Source organism: Arcobacter defluvii (assembly GCF_013201725.1).
Lineage (GTDB): Bacteria > Campylobacterota > Campylobacteria > Campylobacterales > Arcobacteraceae > Aliarcobacter > Aliarcobacter defluvii.
Genome location: NZ_CP053835.1, coordinates 2,718,772 through 2,737,017, shown reverse-complemented (window position 1 = coordinate 2,737,017; position 18,246 = coordinate 2,718,772). Strand labels below are relative to the sequence as shown.

Below are 18,246 nucleotides of genomic sequence, written 5' to 3'. Positions count from 1 at the left end.
TTTTATTACAATTATTCTGATAATGGTAAACGTATGATGAAAAACATTCATTATCCTTTCTGCTTCCTAAATTTTAAATCATGCGTTTACTTTATTTTGCTAATTTTCGTTAAAATTATCCTAATTTATTTTAAGAAGTTTATATGAATTTATTTTTTATTTTATTAGGAAAAATTTCTCCATTATATTTGAATATTGCAATTGGATATGTTCTATCACGTTATTTAAAAGTGAAAAGAGATTTGATAGCCTTTCTTCTTATATATATTTTGGGTCCAGTTGTAATATTTTTTGCAACTTTATCTATTGAAATTAATCTTCAATTACTTTTTTTACCTTTGTTTGTTTTTTTCTTTGGTTCGTCAATTGCATTTTATATACTAAAAAGATATAAAAAAGATTGGAATGATGCAAGTATTAATACTTTAGCATTTACTTGTGGAACAGGGAATACGGGCTATTTTGGTATTCCTCTTGCTATGATATTGTTAAGTCCTGAATCAGCAAATATTTTTATTTTTGCAACTTTAGCATCTTTACTTTATGAAAATACAACAGGATTTTATGTAACGGCAAAAGGAACTTTTACTGCACGACAATCAATTATGAAAGTAATTAAACTTCCATTGCTCTATGCATTTATAGCTGGAGTTTCTTTGAATATTGTAGGAGTCAGAACACCTGATTTTTTAATACCTTATTTTGAAAATTTAAAATGGGCTTATGGAATCCTTGGAATGATGATGTTAGGAATGGGAATGAAAGGTTTTAATCTAAAAGAAGATTTAGATAAAAAATATTTAAAAGTTGCCTATTTTTACAAGTTTATTTTTTGGCCAGGAGTAATTTTAGCAATAATAATTATAGATAGAAATTTTATAGGCTTTTTAAATGAAGAGATTTATAAAGTATTGTTTTTATTTTCGGTAGTTCCACTTGCTGGAAATACAGTAACTCTAGCTGTACTTTTAAAAGCTAGACCAGAAAAAGCATCTTTTACAGTATTATTAAGCACTTTAATTTCAGTTTTGTATATACCAATTGCTTTGATAATTTATGGAGGATTTTAAAGAAAGAAGGATTAATCTATAATTCTTCTTGAAGTCCAATAATTTTTTTTATAAAAAGGTTTATCTAAACTTGTGAATTGGATACCCTTAATAGAAGCGTGCATAAAATTTCCATTTCCTACATAAACTCCTACATGTTTATCTGTTTTACTCGTTTTGAAAAAAACCAAATCTCCTGGGATTAATTCAGCTTTTTTTACTTCAACACCCATATTAACTTGTGTAAGAGTTGTTCTTGGTAATTTTATACCAAATTTGTCTTTATAAATTCTTTGCGTAAATGCCGAACAATCTATACCTTTTTTAGATTCTCCACCAAGTTTATATCTAACATTTTTCCACTCATTATAAAAGTCATTAAAAGCTTGTTTTCTTTTTGGTATTTCAGATGATGATTTAACATTTTCACTATTTTCATTTAACATTAGAGTTTTATATTCTTTTGGCGTTATTACCGTTTCATATTCTAAAATAGGTTTATTTTTTATTTTTTTATTTTTTTCTTCATAAAGTTTTTTATATTCTATATATGTTAAAGTTGTTTTTTCTGATTGAGAGTTATTTGATTCAATATTCTGATTTTTATTACTACATGCGGTGAAAAATATTAGAATAGGTATTATTACAAAAATCTTTTTTATCACTATTTTTCTCCTATATATTTATGAATTAATCTATAATTCTTTGAGCTTTCCAATAGTTTTTACTAAAATAGTCATTATCTAAATCAGAAATTGTAACACCAATTTTTGTTGATGCATGCATAAATTTACCATTATCAATGTATATTCCAACATGTTTACTTTTACCAGTTTTAAAAAATACTAAATCTCCAATTTCAAGCTCATTTTTCTTTATTTCTTTTCCTACTTTTGCTTGTAAAAGTGTAGTTCTTGGCATCTCTAAATCAAATTTTTCTTTAAATGCTTTTTGAATAAAAGCTGAGCAATCTATTCCTTTTTTAGATTCTCCTCCAAGTTTATATCTTACGCCTTCCCATTTAGAATAGAAATCAAACAATTCATTGTTTAAAGCCGATTTTTTTGTTATGTAGTTGTTATTAGTAAATTCATTAAAAGGATTATTTTTAGAGTGTTTTTTTGATAATTGTTTAGATTTTATGTAATTCTGGTAATTGCTTTCTTGAAGAGAAGCATTAGAATGTATAGAATTTTTATTTTTTAGATATGAAGACATATCTACAACTTCTTCACTAGTTTTGAAAGAACAACCTGTAAAAAATAAGGAAATATAAATAGATATAACTAATAAATTTTTAATATTCATATTATAAGATTCCCCTTTTAAGCCATTTTCTAGTAAAGATTTAGTTTATGATATTAAAAAATCAAAAATATGTCAAGTCTAAAACTTTTAGGAGTATAATGAGGCATTATTTTAAGGGGAAAAAAATGTTAAAATATTTTATATTTATGTTAACTGTTTTTGGTTTAAATGGATGTATTTCTACTCAAAACTTAGGATTAGATAATAATTTAAAATTAGAAAATGAAAAAAAGATTTCTACTTTTGATTCATGTACAAATTTTTCATATATCTCACAATCAACAAATAATAAATATGATAAATTGTTTATTGAATATATAAATTTAGACAATTTTTGTAAATGGAATGGTTTACAAAGAGGATACTTTGTAGATTTGTTTAAATCAACTATAAAAGCTAAGTCATTTAGACTTATTGAGAGAATTGAACATAATAATTCTGAATATAACACATATTTAATTGATGAAAAGTATTATGTAAATATAATCTACAAATATACTGTATTTGAAGATTTATTTATTATTGATTATGCTGGAATTTATACAACAGAGCAAATTCAATCATTTGACAAAAGTTATAATAATTTATATTTAGATAAACCTAGATTCTCATCTAATTATTCAAATAGCTTAGTTAGAATGAATTTCTTAAACTCATATTTTACAAGAGAAAGTGAAGGTTATGAGAATTAATTTATTGATTATTGTTTATTGTATTATTGTTGTTTTATCTATTATGTATGCTACTCAGCCATTACAACCTTTACTTGCAAAAGAGTTTGATATTTCAGTTATAAAAGCTTCTCAATTTACTGCTGTAATTATGCTTTTTTTAGCAATTTCACCTATTATTTATGGATATATCTTAGAAAAAGTTTGTGCAAAAAAAATGTTAGTAAGAGCTTCAAGTATTTTATTAATTACAAATATATTTTTAGGATTAGCAAATAGTTATGAAACTTTTTTATTTTTAAGAGTTTGTGAGGCATTAGTTGTTCCTGCAATTTTAACTTCATTGATGAGTATTTTGGCAAATATTGATAAAAAAAATATTAAATTTAATATGTCTATTTATGTTGCAGCAACAGTTTTTGGTGGATTAGTTGGAAGAGTTTTTTCAGGTTTTATAGCTACAAATTTTTCTTATCAATATGTTTTTTATTCATTATCAGTTGCTACTTTATTTTCAATTTTTTTAATAAATAAATTAGATTATGAAGGTGATGCAACAATGGTAAAACCAAAAATAAAAGATATTGTATATATATTAAATGATAGAAGATTTGTAATAGTTTATTTTATTATGTTTTGTATGTTCTTTGTTTTTGCTGGAGTTTTAAATGTTTTACCATTTAGAGTAAAAGAAATTTCAGAATCTTTTTCTGAATTCCAAATTTCATTGTTATATTTAGGCTATGGTATGGGAATTGTTGTCTCTTTGGGTTCTAAAAAAATTGTAAACTTTTTTAGAGGAGAAGTAAATACAATGTTAGTAGCAATCTCTTTTTTCCTATTTATTACAATATTTTTAACAAATGAAAATATCATTTATTTGTTTTTACTGTTATTTTTATTTTGTATTGGGATGTTTACTGTTCACACTGTAAGTACTGGACTTGCCAATTCAATGAAATCTTCACAAAAATCATTAACTTCAGGTATGTATTTAACTTTTTATTATTTAGGTGGAGCAACAGGTTCATTTTTTCCTTCTATTATATATAAACATTTTGGTTGGGATATAATGCTTTATGGATTTGTTTTTATATTATTTATCGTAATATTTTTTGTATATAAAAATAAAAATTTATTTTCAAAGGTTTAAATATGGAAAAAATTGATACAAAATCATCTTTTATTTTAGGTTTTTTTATTTTTTTAGGATTAAGTATATTAGGTTATTTGATCTCAACAAGTGTTATAAAATATAAAGAACTTGAACGTACAGTTGTTGTTAAAGGTTTGTCTGAAAAAGAAGTAAATGCTGATATTGTTTTGTGGCCTATAAAATTTAGTGTTATAAATAATAATTTAGATGAGTTATATAAAAATATTGAGAATGATACACAAGAAATACTCTCTTTTCTTGAAAGTAATGGAATAGCTAGAGAAGAAATAACAATTAACTCTCCAGCAATAATCGATAAAATGGCAAATGAATATTCAAATCAAGAAGTTCAAGTTAGATATGTAGCAAATAGAACTATAAATATTTATTCGACAAATATAGAAAAAATTAGAGATATAAATGGAAAATTATTTGAATTATCAAAAAAAGGAATTTTGTTTAAGATAGATGATTATGATTCAAAAATTGAGTATATATATACAAAGTTAAATGATATTAAACCAATGATGATTGAAGAAGCAACAAACAATGCAAGAAGTGTTGCACTTAAATTTGCAAAAGATTCAAATAGTAAGCTTGGCAAAATTAAAAAAGCTTCTCAAGGTCAATTTGTTATTACAAGTAGGGATAAAAATACTGAATATATAAAAAATATAAGAATTGTATCTACAATAGAATATTATTTATCAGATTGAGAGATAATTATCTAATTATCTCTACAAAATCTACATCAATTTCAGGAGATTGAAGAAACTCTTTTTCAACTTCTCCTGTAATTTTTATTTTTGTTTTCTCATTGATAGTTGTCATTGGAAACTTATCTCTATCTATTTCAACTCTAATTTCTGATATTCCATCTGAAAATAGATATTTTTCTGCATTTAATCGTTTAGTAAGAAATACTAAAAACCTCTGAGGGTTATTCCTAAAATTATAGCAACTAAGCCTAGAAAAATATTTGTAGGTATTAGATATTGAGCTAAAGGTGCTAGTTGGTTTTTTGCTGTTGCAAAATCACCATTATCGAAAGCTTTTTGAGCTTTATTTCTTTTCATATATATAACAATAAATATGATAGTCATAATAGTCCAAATAAGTTCTTTAACTATCACAAATTTATAAAGTTCAGTTCCTTTTAATTGTAAAGCTAAAATCATAATAACAGCTGTAATTAAAAGAAGAATAATAGAAGGAATAACCATAGAAAAAAATCTTTTTAGATTTTCTAAAGTTCTTCCTAATTTTATTTTTGGATCTTCAATATTTTGCATAGAATAATGAACTGCAAATCTAATTACAATCATTCCTCCAACCCAAATTATTGCTGATAAGATATGTAAAAAAACAATTAAAGTTGAGAAATTGTTAAATAATTCACTCAATTCTTATCCTTATAAATTTTCTTTTGCATAATTTAAAGCTGCAATTTTTGCTTCTTCAACTTTTGTTACATCTTTTCCACCAGCTTGTGCGAAGTCAGGTCTTCCACCTCCACCTCCACCTACGATTGGTGCTATATTTTTAATCCAATCACCAGCTTTGATATTTGTATTTTTACTTCCTGCAACAATCATAACTTTGTCATCTTTTGCTTGCAAAAGTAAAATCGCAAGTTTTTCAGTTGCATTTTTCATATCATCAACAATTTTCTTTAAATCACCATTTTCTACAACAGCCACTACAACTTTAGTATCGCCAATAATTTCTTCATTTATTGGAGCAGAAGTTTGGCTAAGAGCCACTTCAATTTCTTTTTTCAAATCTTTAATTTGTTCTTTTAATTTTTTAATTCCAGAAATTACATCACTATTTTTAATTTCTGCTTGAATTTCATTCATTTTTGAAATAATTTCTTTAGTATATTTTATTGCAGAAGCTCCACAAACAGCTTCAATTCTTCTTACCCCTGCACTAACACCTGATTCTTTTACAATATAAAAACTTCCAATATCAGCTGTATTTCTTACGTGTGTTCCTCCACAAAATTCAACTGAAACATCTGAGAAACTAACAACTCTTACAACATCACCATATTTTTCACCAAACATAGCAATTGCACCTTTGTTTTTTGCTTCATCAATAGGTAATTCTTCAATATTTCCAGAAATTCCTCTTGCAATCATAGAGTTTACTAAATCTTCAACTTCTTCAATTTGCTCAGTTGTCATTGCTTTTGGATATGTAAAGTCAAATCTTAATCTGTTTGCATCATTTAATGAACCTGCTTGTGAAACACTTTCTCCTAAAACCATTTTTAATGCACTTTGTAAAAGGTGAGTAGCACTATGATGTTTTGCAATTTCATATCTATTTACAACAACTGCATCAACACTTTCACCTTGAGCTAAAGTAGAATTTTCTACTTTTACTTTTGAAAGATTTAATCCATGGAATTTTGAAGTCTCTTCGATAATAGCTACATGTTTATTATCTTCTAATGCTCCAATATCTCCTGTTTGTCCACCACTTGTTGCATAAAATGGTGTTTTATCTAACATTACCCAACCAGTAGTTCCTGCTTCTAAAGTTTTTACTTCTTTAAAATGTTCATCTAAAAGTGCAACAATTTTTGATTTATAAGTAATATTAGTATAACCAACAAATTCATTTATTCCATATTTTTCAATTAATTGTTTGAAATCACCATCATTAGAAGCGTCACCACTTCCTTTCCAAGCAGCTTTAGCCATTGCTTTTTGTGCATTCATTAATTCATCAAATTTTGCTAAATCAACTTTTAAATTTCTATCTCTTAACATATCTTCTGTTAAATCTAAAGGGAAACCATAAGTATCATAAAGTTTAAATGCAATTTCTCCAGAGAAAATCTCTTTTGTATTTGCTAACTCTTCATTAAATAATGACATACCTAAATCAATAGTTTTAAAGAATCTATCTTCTTCTAGAGTTAATTGTTCTTTTATGAAGTTTTTATTTTCAACAAGTTCTGTGTAGTGTCCACCCATAATTTTTATAAGAGTATCAAGAAGTTGTGCCATAAATGGTTTTCTAAATCCAATTAAATATCCATGTCTAACAGCTCGTCTTAAAATTCTTCTTAAAACGTAAGGTCTTCCTTCATTTCCAAATAAAATACCTTGAGATAACATAAATGATGTTGCTCTTAAGTGATCAGCGATTACTCTATATGAACCAATATTTTCTGAAGTTGCTTTTTTATTTGCAAGTTCTTCGATTTTTTCAATAATTGGTTTGAAATTAGATGAATCAAAGTTATTAAATACACCTTCTTTAATTGCAATAACTCTTTCTAAACCCATTCCTGTATCAATTGATGGTTTTGGAAGAGAATTTAGTTTTCCATTAGCTGTTCTTTCGTATTGCATAAATACTAAATTCCAAATTTCAAGGAATCTATCACCATCTCCACCCATGTAATCTTCAGAACTATTAAAGTGTTCTTCGCCTTGATCATAGAATATTTCACTACAAGGTCCACAAGCACCTGTATCTCCCATTGACCAGAAGTTGTCTTTATCACCAAATTTCATAATTCTTGATGGATCAATATGTTTTGACCAAATTTCAAAAGCTTCATTGTCATCATTATGAACAGTTACCCATAATTTATCTTTTGGTAATGCAAGATTTACTGTAACAAATTCCCAAGCATAAGCTATTGCGTCTTTTTTGAAATAATCTCCAAAAGAAAAATTCCCTAACATCTCAAACAATGTATGATGACGTGCTGTGTAACCTACATTTTCAAGATCATTATGTTTTCCCCCAGCTCTTACACACAATTGACAAGAAGTAGCTCTTGGATTTTTTGGTGTTGGAACAGCACCTGTAAATATATCCTTAAACTGTACCATTCCTGCATTTGTAAACATTAATGTAGGATCATCTGGAACTAAAGGCATTGAAGAGATAACTTCATGTCCTTTACTTCTAAAAAATTCTAAATATTCTTTTCTAATATCCATAAATTATCCATTTTAAATTAAATTCTCTTATTTTATCTAAAAAAATATTTAGCCTTTATTAGTAAGTTAAATAAATGTAAAACTAAATTTAAGTTTTCACAAGTTATAATCAATCAATTATATTTTTATATAAATTATAGTGTACAAATTGAGAATATTAAAATTAATAATAAGGAAATAAAATGGGAAAATATATTGAATTAACAGCAGCAAATTTTGAAGAAACAACACAAGAAGGTGTTTCAATGGTTGATTTTTGGGCTCCTTGGTGTGGACCTTGTAGAATGATTGCTCCTGTTATTGAAGAGTTAGCAGCAGATTTTGAAGGTAAAGCAAAAATTTGTAAAGTTAATACAGATGAAGAACAAGATTTAGCAGTTAAATATGGAATTAGATCAATTCCTACAATTTTATTTATGAAAAATGGTGAAGTTGTAGATCAAATGGTTGGGGCATCTTCAAAACAAGCATTTACAGATAAAATTAACTCATTATTATAATATTTTAGAGTATATAATTATTTAAAAGGGAGAAGTTTTACTTCTCCCTTTTTTTATTTAAACTTATAAATAAATTAAGATAGATATAAATTATTAAATGATAAAATTTATCCTTAATATTTGAAGTTATATTTAACCTACAACTTACAAATATTTTAGTATCATAATGTTTTTAAAAATATTATGAACTATATAAATAAAAAATAAGGATTTGATATGTTAGATTTAGCAATTATTGGTGGAGGTCCAGCTGGATTAACAGCCGGATTATACGCTACAAGAGGTGGATTAAAAAATGTTGTAATGTTTGAAATGGGAATGCCAGGTGGACAGATTACAAGTTCATCAGAAATTGAAAATTATCCAGGACAAATTGAGATAGTTTCAGGTATGGATTTAATGATGAGATGGCCTGAGCAATGTCAAAGATTTGGTTTAAAACATGAAATGGCACAAATTGAAAATGTAACAAAAAATGGAGATACTTTCAAATTATTAACAACAGATAAGAAAGAATTTGAGGCTAGATCAGTATTAATTGCAACAGGTTCTGTTCCAAAGCGTGCTGGATTTAAAGGTGAAGATGAATTTTTTGGAAAAGGAATCTCTACTTGTGCAACTTGTGATGGTTTTTTCTACAAAGGTAAAGAAGTTGCAGTTGTTGGCGGAGGAGATTCGGCGATTGAAGAAGCAATTTATTTATCTAAAATGTGCAAAAAAGTATATTTAGTTCATAGAAGAGATACTTATAGAGCTGCGCCAAGTACAGTTGAGCATATGAAACACACTGAAAATATCGAAGAAGTTACAAATGTAACTGTTGAAGAAGTTTTTGGTGATGCAAGTGGAGTTCTTGGTTTAAAAGTTAAAAGTAAAGTTACAGGTGAAATTAGAGATTTACCAACACCAGGAGTATTCATTTTTGTAGGAAGAGATGTATTAAATGCACCTTTAAAACAAGCTGATGGTTCTTTTTTATGTGATGTTAATGAATCAGGTGAAGTAATTGTTGATTTAAGAATGAAAACATCAGTTCCAGGACTTTACGCAGCTGGTGATATTAGAATTGAAGCTTCAAAACAAGTTGTTTGTGCTGCAGGTGATGGGGCAACAGCAGCAGTTAATATTATTGAATATTTAGGATAAGGAATAATTTAAAAATGATTAAAATAGGTATTTTAGGAAGCTCTGGAAGGGTAGGAACTTTATTAATTGATGATTTATCAACTGATACAGAAGCTATGGTATCAGCTGTTTATGTTTCAAAAAAAATTGAAAAGACATTACCAGAACATACAGTTGTTACAAATGATATGAAAGTTTTATTTGATTCTTCAGATGTAATTATTGATTTTTCAGCTCCTGCTGGAACAGAAGCACTTTTAACTGAAGTTGTAGAAAATAGGGGAAATAAACCCTTAGTAATTGCAACTACTGGATTAAACAAACATCAGCAAAATTTATTGCTAGAAGCTAGTAAAATCGTACCTATTTTATATGCAACAAATATGAGTTTAGGAGTTGCTGTTTTAAATAAATTAGTAGCACTAGCATCTAAAACATTAAGAGATTTTGATATTGAAATTGTTGAGCAACATCATAGACATAAAGTAGATGCTCCATCAGGAACAGCTTTAACTTTGGCAGAACATGCTGCAAATGCAAGAGATTTGAATTTAGATGAAGTTAGAATTTCAGGTAGAGATGGTTTAATTGGTGCTAGAACTAAAGATGAAATTGCAGTTATGGCTTTAAGAGGTGGAGATATAGTAGGTCGACATACAGTTGGTTTATATAATGATGGAGAATTTTTAGAATTAAATCATACAGCAACTGCAAGAAATACTTTTTCAAAAGGTGCAATAAAAGTTGCAAAATGGATTATTGGAAAAAATCCAAAATTATATACAATCAATGACGCTTTGGGTCTATAAGGAATAATAAATATGTGCGCAATAGTTGGAATTTATGGGAATGAAAATGCTGCAAGATTAGCTTCAGTAGCATTATTTGCAATGCAACACAGGGGTCAAGAAGCAACAGGAATTTCTTCTTCATGTAATGGAAAAATCTACACAAAAAAAGATAGAGGATTAGTTACAGAAGTTTTTACAGATGAAGCATTAAAATATTTAAAAGGTAATATGGCAATAGGTCATAATAGATATTCAACTGCAGGGGGAGATTCAATTTTAGATGCTCAGCCTGTTTATGCAAAATATAAACTTGGTGAAATTTCTATTGTTCATAATGGAAACTTAATTAATAAAGATGAAGTTAGACAAGATTTAATAGATAAAGGTGCAATTTTTCAAACAGGAATGGATACTGAAAATTTAATTCATCTAATAGCAAAAAATACAAAAGATAGATTAAGAGATAGAATTAAAGAAGCTTTAAATAGAACTATTGGAGCATATTGTTTTATTGTTCAAAGTAGATCAAAGCAATTCGTTATTAGAGATAGATATGGAATAAGACCCTTATCTATTGGAAAACTAAAAAGTGGTGGTTATATAGTTGCTAGTGAAACTTGTGCTTTTGATTTAGTTGGAGCAGAATTTATTAGAGATGTAAGACCTGGTGAAATGTTGATTTTAGCAGAAGGATGTGAACCTGAGTCTATTCAATTATTTGAGCCAGAGTATAGACCTTGTGCATTTGAATTTGTTTATTTTGCAAGACCAGATTCAGTAATTGATGGTAAGAATGTTTATGTTACAAGAGAAAATATGGGTAAAGCACTTGCTTTAAATGATAAAGATAAAAATATAAAAGTAGATATGGTTATTCCTGTTCCTGATTCAGGAGTACCAGCAGCACTTGGTTATGCAGCACAAAGTGGAATCCCTTTTGAATATGGAATTATTAGAAATCATTATATTGGAAGAACATTTATTGAACCAACACAAGAGATGAGAGATTTAAAAGTAAGAATGAAGTTAAGTCCTATGAAATCTTTAATTGAAGGAAAATCTTTACTTGTAATTGATGATTCAATCGTTAGAGGAACAACTTCTAAAAGAATTGTTAAAATTTTAAAAGAAGCAGGAGCTAAAGAAGTTCATTTTAGAGTCGCAAGTCCTGAAATAAAATTTCCATGTTATTATGGAATAGATACTCCACATAAAGAAGAATTAATTTCGAATAATATGAATAAAGAAGAAGTTTGTAAATATATTGAAGCAGATAGTTTAGAATATTTATCAGTTGATGATTTGGTAAATGCTATTGGAAATGATAGAAATTATGCATTGGAGAGTTTTAATGGGGATTATTTCGTAAAAGCATAATGAGTGAATTAAAAAATGTATTAACTATTGGAAGATATTTAAAAAATAAATTTGGCGAAAAAATTTATAAAGTTCCTATTTCAATATCTGGGTTTACCTGCCCAAATATTGATGGTACTGTTGCAAGAGGTGGATGTTCATTCTGTGAGAATGATTCTTTTAGCCCTAACTTACAAGAAAAAAAGACTAAATTTAAATTAAATCCTAATGTAAAAGAAAATCCCTATTTAGAGAATCAATTAAAACAATTAGAATTACAGTTTTTTGCTACTAAAAAAAGGCTTGAAAATAAATTTGGTGCTAAAAAATTTATAGTTTATTTTCAATCATTTACAAATACTTATGCACCTTTTCCTACATTAAAAGCCTTATATGAAAAAGCTTTGAGTTTTGATAATGTTATTGGACTTAGTATTGGAACAAGAACAGATTGTGTTACTGATGAAATTTTAGATTTTTTAGTTGAAAAATCTAAAACTAAAGAGATATGGATTGAATATGGTATTCAATCTTTTTTTGATGAAACGCTTGTAAAAATCAATAGAGGAGACAATGTTTCAAATATGAAATATTGGATTAAAAGAACTAAAGAAAAAGGCTTAAATGTTTGTGGACATTTGATTTATGGTCTTCCAAATGAAACACAAGAAATGATGCTTGAAACATTTAAATTAACAGTAGAATTAAATGTTGATTCAATAAAATTCCATCCTTTATATGTAGTTAAAAATACTCTTTTAACTAATGAATATAAAAAAGGAAGATTTACTCCAATTTCAGAAGAATTATATATTGATACAGTAGTAAAATCAATAATAAACTTACCTTCAAATATTTCTGTTCAAAGAATTACTGCTGGAATTGATGATGATACATTGTTATCACCAGAATGGTGTAGAAATAAACATACACAAATGAAAAATATTAGATTAGCTTTAGAAAAAGAGGGATTTAATTATTAGAGAAATACTAGGATTTTACCTAGTATTTATTTGATTTTTAAAAGATAATCAACTACATTTTCAATAAAAGCATCATGTTTTCTATCTTTTCTGTATGCAATATAGAGTTTTCTTAACATTTTTTGATTGTTAATTCTTGATTCATATAAGGCACCTGCTTTTAATAGTGATTCAATTGCATTTCTTGAAACAATTGAAACAGTTGGAGTTTGATTTTTATCTGAGTGTAAAACAGTTTGAACAATTGTTGTAGCACTTGTCACTTCACTTGTTACATTAAAAGTATCACAATCAGGAAAATTTGCCTTTTCAAGATTTTCTTTAAATATTAATCTTGTATTTGATTCTGGATTTCTACAAACCCATTTGTAAGATAATAAATCTTCTGCTTTTGCTTTTGCTGGTAATTTTTGGTTTGAGAAAATTACAATCTCATCTTCCATCCATTCTCTATATATAATGTCATCATTTGGAACATAATTTTCAACTAAAGCAATGTCAATTTTTTTATCTAATAAATCTTCTATAGCTTCATGAGAAACTGAAACATTAATCGATACATCATTATGAATATTTTCTTTTAAATTATTTAAAAATCTTGGAAGTATGTAATTTCCAATAATAAATGAAGCTCCAAATACAAAAGTTACGTTTTTATTCATTATTTTTAATAATTCTTTTTCAGCATTAGCAACACATTTCTCAATTTTTAAAGCTATACCATGAAGTATTTGACCTTCTTTAGTCAATTTTATACCATTTTTCTTTCTATCAACTATTTGAACATCTAAATAATCTTCGATAAATTTCATTTGTTGTGTAACAGCAGGTTGAGAAATACCAAGTTTTGCAGAAGCTTTTGAAAAAGATTTTTCTCTAACAACAGTTAGAAAAGTTTCTAATTTGGCAAAATCAGTGAGCATTATAATCTCCATAAAATAAATTATAAAATGATAACATTTATTTATATATAGAATAATTAAGAGAAATAATGAATTTATATAATATATGGTATAATAAATAATAATTGGAGAAAATATGTCTGAAAATTTATTAGTATCATTAAATGAATCACAGAAAATTGCTGCACAACATATCGATGGTCCTTTGCTTATTTTAGCAGGTGCTGGTTCAGGTAAAACAAAAACAATTACAACAAGACTAGCTTATTTAATATCAATTGGTATTGATCCTAGTTGTATATTAACTTTAACTTTTACTAATAAAGCTGCAACTGAAATGAGAGAACGAGCATTTAATATGTTAGATTCTTCATTGATGAATACTCCTCCTTTATTATGTACTTTTCATAAATTTGGATTACTATTTTTAAAGTTTTATATTAATGAATTAGGAAGAAAAAACAATTTTATAATAATCGATACAGACGATAAAAAAAGAGTTTTAAAGTCAATTAATAAAGAAATAACTACATCTCTTTTGGTTTCAGAAATTTCAAAATATAAAAATTCTTTATTAACACCTAAAGAAGCAAAAAGTGCAGCTCAATTAAAACTTTATCAAGAAATTGCTGATATTTATGAGCAATATGAAGAATACTTAAATAAAAATAATTTAGTAGATTTTGATGATTTATTACTTCTACCTTACATGATATTAAAAAATAATGAAAATTTATCAAAAGAAATTAGCCAAAAATATCAATATATAATGGTAGATGAGTATCAAGATACAAATGAACTACAATATAGACTTTTGAGATTATTATGTTCAACTCATAATAATTTGTGTGTAGTTGGTGATGATGACCAATCTATTTATGGATGGAGAGGTGCAACAATTAAGAATATTTTGAATTTTTCAGAACATTTTGAAAATACATTAGTAGTAAAATTAGAAGAAAATTATAGATCAACTGATACAATTTTGAACCATGCAAATCAATTAATTGAACATAACCGTGATAGATTAGGTAAAAAATTAATAGGAACAAGAGTAAAAGGTGATTCTATAAAAGTTTATGAATCAAATGATGAAAATGAAGAAACTAGAAAAATTGTTGAAGATATAAAAAAATTAATTGATTGTGGTGAAAATCCAAAAAATATAGCAATATTATTTAGAGTAAATGCACTATCACGTTCTTTGGAAGAAGGCTTTAATAAAGCTGGACTTCACTATAAACTTGTTGGTGGAATGAAGTTCTATGAAAGAAGTGAAATCAAAGATTTAATTGCATATTTTAGAATTTTAACTAATTCAAATGATAATTTTTCTGTAAAAAGAATTATTAATAAACCAAAACGTGGAATTGGAAAAACAACTATTGATAAACTCGAATCAAAATCTATTGAAACTGGAAAATCAATATTTGATTTAATTCAAAATTTAGATTCAGATGAAATAAGTGCAATTGTTGGAAAAAAGAATTCAAGAACTTTAAAAGTATTTGAAGCTTCAATTTTAGATTTAAAAGAATTATTAGAAGAATCAAAAATGAAGTTTTTAGATAGTTTTGAAGAAACATTTGATTATCGAGCTTCATATGATAATTTACCTGATGGTTTTGAAAGACAAGCTAATATTGATGAATTTTATGGATATATTAGAGATTATTTTATTCAAAATCCACATTTAGATTTAAAAGATTTTTTAAATGAAATAGCTCTTGACAGTGAAAATGATGATTATAGTGGAGAAGCTGTTTCTATGATGAGTATCCATGCTTCAAAAGGTTTAGAATTTAAAAAACTTTTTATTATTGGTTTTGAAGAAGGATTCTTCCCTATTATTGGTGATGGGAGTGATTTAGAAGAAGAAAGAAGATTAGGGTATGTTGCTATAACACGTGCTATGGATAATCTCACTTTATCTTTTGTTCATTCAAGATTTTATAAAGGGAAACGAACAACTCTTATTAAAAGTAGATTTTTAAGTGAATGTGGACTTATAAAAGGTAGTCTAACTATTGAAAGACAATCTGGATTTAAAAAAGGTGATTTGGTTCAACACAAAATTTTTGGAATGGGTAGAGTATTAAAAGCCACAAATGCTGGTAAAGATTATAAGCTTACAATAAATTTTGGTGGAACTCACAGAGATATTTTATCTTCATTTGTAGAAAAAGCATAATAGGATAATTCTATTGCAAGTTAGATTTTACGAAAAAGAACAAATAAATAAATTATTGGTTGTAAATAAACCAATTTTCATAAGCTCAAACTCTTATTTAAACAGAATAAAAAGAAAGTTTAAGAATAAAAAAGCAGGTTTTAGTGGCACATTAGACCCTTTTGCAAAAGGCTGTTTAATAGTTGCTTTTGGACAATATGCTAAACTTTTTAAATATATATCAAAAACACCTAAAACTTATAAAGCTGTTATTTGGTTAGGTGTTGAATCTGAATCTTTTGATATAGAACAAATTATTGATATTAATTTAGTTGATAAAGTGAATGAAAAAAAGATAATTGATGAGTTGAATTTATTAAATGGAAAAATAGAATATACACCACCAAAATTTTCAGCAAAAAAAGTTGATGGTAAAAGAGCTTATGAACTTGCTAGAAATGGTGAAGAAGTACAATTATCAAAAACAACAATGAATGTATATAATACAAAATTTATTTCATATAGACATCCTTTTATTACTTTTGAAGTAACAGTTAGTGAAGGAACATATGTAAGGTCTTTTGCTCAGTTATTATTAGAAAAATTAGATAGAGTAGGAACATTATCTTATCTTGAGAGATTAAATGAAGGAAAATTCTTTTTTGATAATGAAAAAGAATTAAATCCATTAGATTTTATTGATTTGCCTATAAATAAATATTTTGGAACGCAAGAGTGGCTGGTTCAAGGTAAAAGAATAGGTTTAGATTATGTTGAAAAAAAAGAGAATGGAAAATATCTTATAATAACAGAAAACTATTTTTCTATAATCGAAATAATTGATGCTGATATAAAATATTTAGTAAATAGGGTACCAAAATATGAAAAATGAAATGATTGAAAAGTCGTATGCTAAAGTAAATATTTTTCTAAAAATTGCAGATAAAAGAGAAAATTATCACGAACTCGTATCAAGATTTGTACGAGTTCATAATTTGTATGACATTATATCATTTGTTAAATCTAGTAGGAAAGCAATTACAATTATAGGAAATTTTGGTTGTAAAATGGATTCAAATACTGTATATAAAGCATACAATTTGATAAAACATTTTAAAGGTGTTGAAGAATTCTTTTTAAATCATGAAATTAGAATGGAAAAAAATATTCCAGAGTTTGCTGGACTTGGTGGTGGAAGTTCAAATGCAGCTACATTTTTAATTATGGCAAATAAATATTGTAAATTAAATTTATCAAAAGATGAATTAAGTAAAATAGGTGCACAAGTTGGGGCTGATGTTCCATTTTTTGTTTATGAATATGATAGTGCAAATGTAACGGGAATTGGTGAAATAGTAGAAAAATTTGATGAAGAGATTTTAGATATAAAAACTTTAACACCAAAAATAAAATGTAATACAGGTGAAATTTTTAAAATATTTAGAGAAAAATTTTATAAACAAATATCTAAAGATGAAGCAAAAAAATTGCTTGGTATGAAATCAATTGATATTTTAAAAGAATTAGATATAAAAGAAGCAAATGATTTATATGATAGTGCACTTAGTCTTTATCCACAACTAGGTGATTATGAAAAAAAAGATTGGTTTTTTAGCGGAAGTGGAAGTTCATTTTTTAGGATAAATAATGGCAAATAAAAAAGATACAAAAAAAAATTTAGTTTTTAAAAATAAAAAAGCATTTCATGATTTTACAATTTTAGATTCTTTAGAAGCTGGAATTATGTTAGAAGGAAGCGAAGTAAAAGCAATAAGAGAAGGAAGAGTGAATCTAAAAGACTCTTTTGTAAGAATTGTAAAAGGTGAAGTATTTTTACTTAATGCACATATCTCTCATTTAAGTACAACACATACAACATATAGACCTGATGAAAGAAGAGCAAGAAAGCTATTATTACATTCAAAACAAATTGATAAAATGTATTCAAAAGTAACAAAAGAAGGAATTACTTTAGTTGCTTTAAAACTCTATTTTAATGATAAAAATATGATTAAAGTTGAAGTAGCAACTGCTCAAGGTAAGAATTTACATGATAAAAGAGAAGATTTAAAGGCAAAAACAATGAAAAGAGAGACTGAACAGGCTCTTAAATCTTTCAAATAAGATACTTTTTATCTTCTTTTATAAGTAAAAATTATAATAAAAATAGTATTTTATTTGTTAATTTTTCGTTAATTTTTTTGTTGATTTTAAGTTTTTCTTAGCTATTATTTGCGTAATGAGTGACATTTTTGTGACTTGTATAT

Annotated in this window: 19 protein-coding genes; 13 read left to right on the top strand and 6 right to left on the bottom strand. The window is 26.4% G+C overall.

The window, feature by feature from the left end; translation table 11 throughout:
- The first annotated feature begins 143 nt into the window (after positions 1-143).
- A complete protein-coding gene (locus ADFLV_RS13685) occupies positions 144-1,070 on the top strand; it encodes an AEC family transporter (RefSeq protein WP_129010847.1) in 927 nt (308 codons plus the stop codon).
- An 11-nt stretch (positions 1,071-1,081) separates the two neighbouring features.
- Here ADFLV_RS13685 and ADFLV_RS13680 read toward each other — a convergent pair whose 3' ends face one another.
- The gene (locus tag ADFLV_RS13680) at positions 1,082-1,714 is read right to left on the bottom strand and encodes an NlpC/P60 family protein (protein ID WP_014475298.1); all 633 of its coding nucleotides are present in this window, start codon (positions 1,712-1,714) and stop codon (positions 1,082-1,084) included.
- A gap of 25 nt (positions 1,715-1,739) precedes the next feature.
- A complete protein-coding gene (locus tag ADFLV_RS13675) occupies positions 1,740-2,357 on the bottom strand; it encodes an NlpC/P60 family protein (RefSeq protein WP_129010848.1) in 618 nt (205 codons plus the stop codon).
- A 125-nt stretch (positions 2,358-2,482) separates the two neighbouring features.
- Between ADFLV_RS13675 and ADFLV_RS13670 the strand changes: the two genes are divergently transcribed.
- The 3 genes from ADFLV_RS13670 to ADFLV_RS13660 are packed head-to-tail and all read left to right on the top strand — an operon-like array spanning position 2,483 to position 4,900.
- Entirely contained in the window at positions 2,483-3,049 is a 567-nt protein-coding gene (locus ADFLV_RS13670) for a hypothetical protein (protein ID WP_129010849.1), read from the top strand.
- Complete coding sequence (locus ADFLV_RS13665; RefSeq protein ID WP_129010850.1) at positions 3,039-4,181, top strand: MFS transporter; 1,143 nt, start codon at positions 3,039-3,041, stop codon at positions 4,179-4,181. The genes ADFLV_RS13670 and ADFLV_RS13665 overlap by 11 nt, the downstream gene beginning before the upstream one ends.
- A gap of 2 nt (positions 4,182-4,183) precedes the next feature.
- Entirely contained in the window at positions 4,184-4,900 is a 717-nt protein-coding gene (locus tag ADFLV_RS13660; RefSeq protein WP_129010851.1) for an SIMPL domain-containing protein, read from the top strand.
- Positions 4,901-4,907: 7 nt separating this feature from the next.
- Here ADFLV_RS13660 and ADFLV_RS15260 read toward each other — a convergent pair whose 3' ends face one another.
- From ADFLV_RS15260 to alaS, 3 genes are read right to left on the bottom strand one after another with little or no spacing between them, the layout of a single operon-like run.
- Complete coding sequence (locus ADFLV_RS15260) at positions 4,908-5,180, bottom strand: NirD/YgiW/YdeI family stress tolerance protein (protein ID WP_228712371.1); 273 nt, start codon at positions 5,178-5,180, stop codon at positions 4,908-4,910.
- Complete coding sequence (locus tag ADFLV_RS13650) at positions 5,108-5,587, bottom strand: hypothetical protein (RefSeq protein ID WP_014475292.1); 480 nt, start codon at positions 5,585-5,587, stop codon at positions 5,108-5,110. The genes ADFLV_RS15260 and ADFLV_RS13650 overlap by 73 nt, the downstream gene beginning before the upstream one ends.
- A gap of 9 nt (positions 5,588-5,596) precedes the next feature.
- Positions 5,597-8,152 (bottom strand): alanine--tRNA ligase, encoded by a 2,556-nt coding sequence (gene alaS / locus ADFLV_RS13645; protein ID WP_129010852.1) that lies wholly within the window; start codon positions 8,150-8,152, stop codon positions 5,597-5,599.
- Positions 8,153-8,334: 182 nt separating this feature from the next.
- Here alaS and trxA point away from each other — a divergent pair, with 182 nt between their 5' ends.
- The 5 genes from trxA (at position 8,335) to mnmL (ending at position 12,907) form a co-directional block, all read left to right on the top strand.
- On the top strand, positions 8,335-8,652 hold the full coding sequence (gene trxA, locus ADFLV_RS13640) for a thioredoxin (RefSeq protein WP_014475290.1): 318 nt from the start codon (positions 8,335-8,337) through the stop codon (positions 8,650-8,652).
- Between the two features lie 216 nt (positions 8,653-8,868).
- Complete coding sequence (trxB, locus tag ADFLV_RS13635) at positions 8,869-9,798, top strand: thioredoxin-disulfide reductase (protein ID WP_014475289.1); 930 nt, start codon at positions 8,869-8,871, stop codon at positions 9,796-9,798.
- Between the two features lie 14 nt (positions 9,799-9,812).
- Positions 9,813-10,586, top strand: coding sequence for a 4-hydroxy-tetrahydrodipicolinate reductase (dapB, locus tag ADFLV_RS13630; protein WP_014475288.1), 774 nt, complete (start codon positions 9,813-9,815; stop codon positions 10,584-10,586).
- Between the two features lie 12 nt (positions 10,587-10,598).
- Positions 10,599-11,945, top strand: a complete 1,347-nt coding sequence (gene purF / locus ADFLV_RS13625) for an amidophosphoribosyltransferase (protein ID WP_014475287.1) — start codon at positions 10,599-10,601, stop codon at positions 11,943-11,945.
- On the top strand, positions 11,945-12,907 hold the full coding sequence (gene mnmL, locus ADFLV_RS13620) for a tRNA modification radical SAM protein MnmL/YtqA (protein ID WP_129010853.1): 963 nt from the start codon (positions 11,945-11,947) through the stop codon (positions 12,905-12,907). Before purF ends, mnmL begins: the two co-directional genes overlap by 1 nt.
- Before the next feature lie 26 nt (positions 12,908-12,933).
- Here the strand turns inward: mnmL and ADFLV_RS13615 are convergent, their stop codons facing one another.
- A complete protein-coding gene (locus tag ADFLV_RS13615) occupies positions 12,934-13,830 on the bottom strand; it encodes a LysR family transcriptional regulator (protein WP_129010854.1) in 897 nt (298 codons plus the stop codon).
- A gap of 115 nt (positions 13,831-13,945) precedes the next feature.
- Between ADFLV_RS13615 and ADFLV_RS13610 the strand changes: the two genes are divergently transcribed.
- From ADFLV_RS13610 to smpB, 4 genes are read left to right on the top strand one after another with little or no spacing between them, the layout of a single operon-like run.
- Complete coding sequence (locus ADFLV_RS13610; protein WP_014475284.1) at positions 13,946-16,000, top strand: ATP-dependent helicase; 2,055 nt, start codon at positions 13,946-13,948, stop codon at positions 15,998-16,000.
- A gap of 13 nt (positions 16,001-16,013) precedes the next feature.
- Complete coding sequence (gene truB, locus ADFLV_RS13605) at positions 16,014-16,871, top strand: tRNA pseudouridine(55) synthase TruB (protein WP_129010855.1); 858 nt, start codon at positions 16,014-16,016, stop codon at positions 16,869-16,871.
- Complete coding sequence (locus ADFLV_RS13600) at positions 16,861-17,637, top strand: 4-(cytidine 5'-diphospho)-2-C-methyl-D-erythritol kinase (protein WP_129010856.1); 777 nt, start codon at positions 16,861-16,863, stop codon at positions 17,635-17,637. The genes truB and ADFLV_RS13600 overlap by 11 nt, the downstream gene beginning before the upstream one ends.
- Positions 17,627-18,103, top strand: a complete 477-nt coding sequence (gene smpB / locus ADFLV_RS13595) for an SsrA-binding protein SmpB (protein ID WP_129010857.1) — start codon at positions 17,627-17,629, stop codon at positions 18,101-18,103. Before ADFLV_RS13600 ends, smpB begins: the two co-directional genes overlap by 11 nt.
- Positions 18,104-18,246 lie beyond the last annotated feature (143 nt).

What these genes read in the sequence shown, in the direction of transcription:
- ADFLV_RS13685 (WP_129010847.1), top strand. Translation starts at nt 144, where the DNA reads ATGAATTTATTTTTTATTTTATTAGGAAAAATTTCTCCATTATATTTG.
- ADFLV_RS13675 (WP_129010848.1), bottom strand. Translation starts at nt 2,357, where the DNA reads ATGAATATTAAAAATTTATTAGTTATATCTATTTATATTTCCTTATTT.
- ADFLV_RS13670 (WP_129010849.1), top strand. Translation starts at nt 2,483, where the DNA reads ATGTTAAAATATTTTATATTTATGTTAACTGTTTTTGGTTTAAATGGA.
- ADFLV_RS13665 (WP_129010850.1), top strand. Translation starts at nt 3,039, where the DNA reads ATGAGAATTAATTTATTGATTATTGTTTATTGTATTATTGTTGTTTTA.
- ADFLV_RS13660 (WP_129010851.1), top strand. Translation starts at nt 4,184, where the DNA reads ATGGAAAAAATTGATACAAAATCATCTTTTATTTTAGGTTTTTTTATT.
- alaS (WP_129010852.1), bottom strand. Translation starts at nt 8,152, where the DNA reads ATGGATATTAGAAAAGAATATTTAGAATTTTTTAGAAGTAAAGGACAT.
- trxA (WP_014475290.1), top strand. Translation starts at nt 8,335, where the DNA reads ATGGGAAAATATATTGAATTAACAGCAGCAAATTTTGAAGAAACAACA.
- trxB (WP_014475289.1), top strand. Translation starts at nt 8,869, where the DNA reads ATGTTAGATTTAGCAATTATTGGTGGAGGTCCAGCTGGATTAACAGCC.
- dapB (WP_014475288.1), top strand. Translation starts at nt 9,813, where the DNA reads ATGATTAAAATAGGTATTTTAGGAAGCTCTGGAAGGGTAGGAACTTTA.
- purF (WP_014475287.1), top strand. Translation starts at nt 10,599, where the DNA reads ATGTGCGCAATAGTTGGAATTTATGGGAATGAAAATGCTGCAAGATTA.
- mnmL (WP_129010853.1), top strand. Translation starts at nt 11,945, where the DNA reads ATGAGTGAATTAAAAAATGTATTAACTATTGGAAGATATTTAAAAAAT.
- ADFLV_RS13615 (WP_129010854.1), bottom strand. Translation starts at nt 13,830, where the DNA reads ATGCTCACTGATTTTGCCAAATTAGAAACTTTTCTAACTGTTGTTAGA.
- ADFLV_RS13610 (WP_014475284.1), top strand. Translation starts at nt 13,946, where the DNA reads ATGTCTGAAAATTTATTAGTATCATTAAATGAATCACAGAAAATTGCT.
- ADFLV_RS13600 (WP_129010856.1), top strand. Translation starts at nt 16,861, where the DNA reads ATGAAAAATGAAATGATTGAAAAGTCGTATGCTAAAGTAAATATTTTT.
- smpB (WP_129010857.1), top strand. Translation starts at nt 17,627, where the DNA reads ATGGCAAATAAAAAAGATACAAAAAAAAATTTAGTTTTTAAAAATAAA.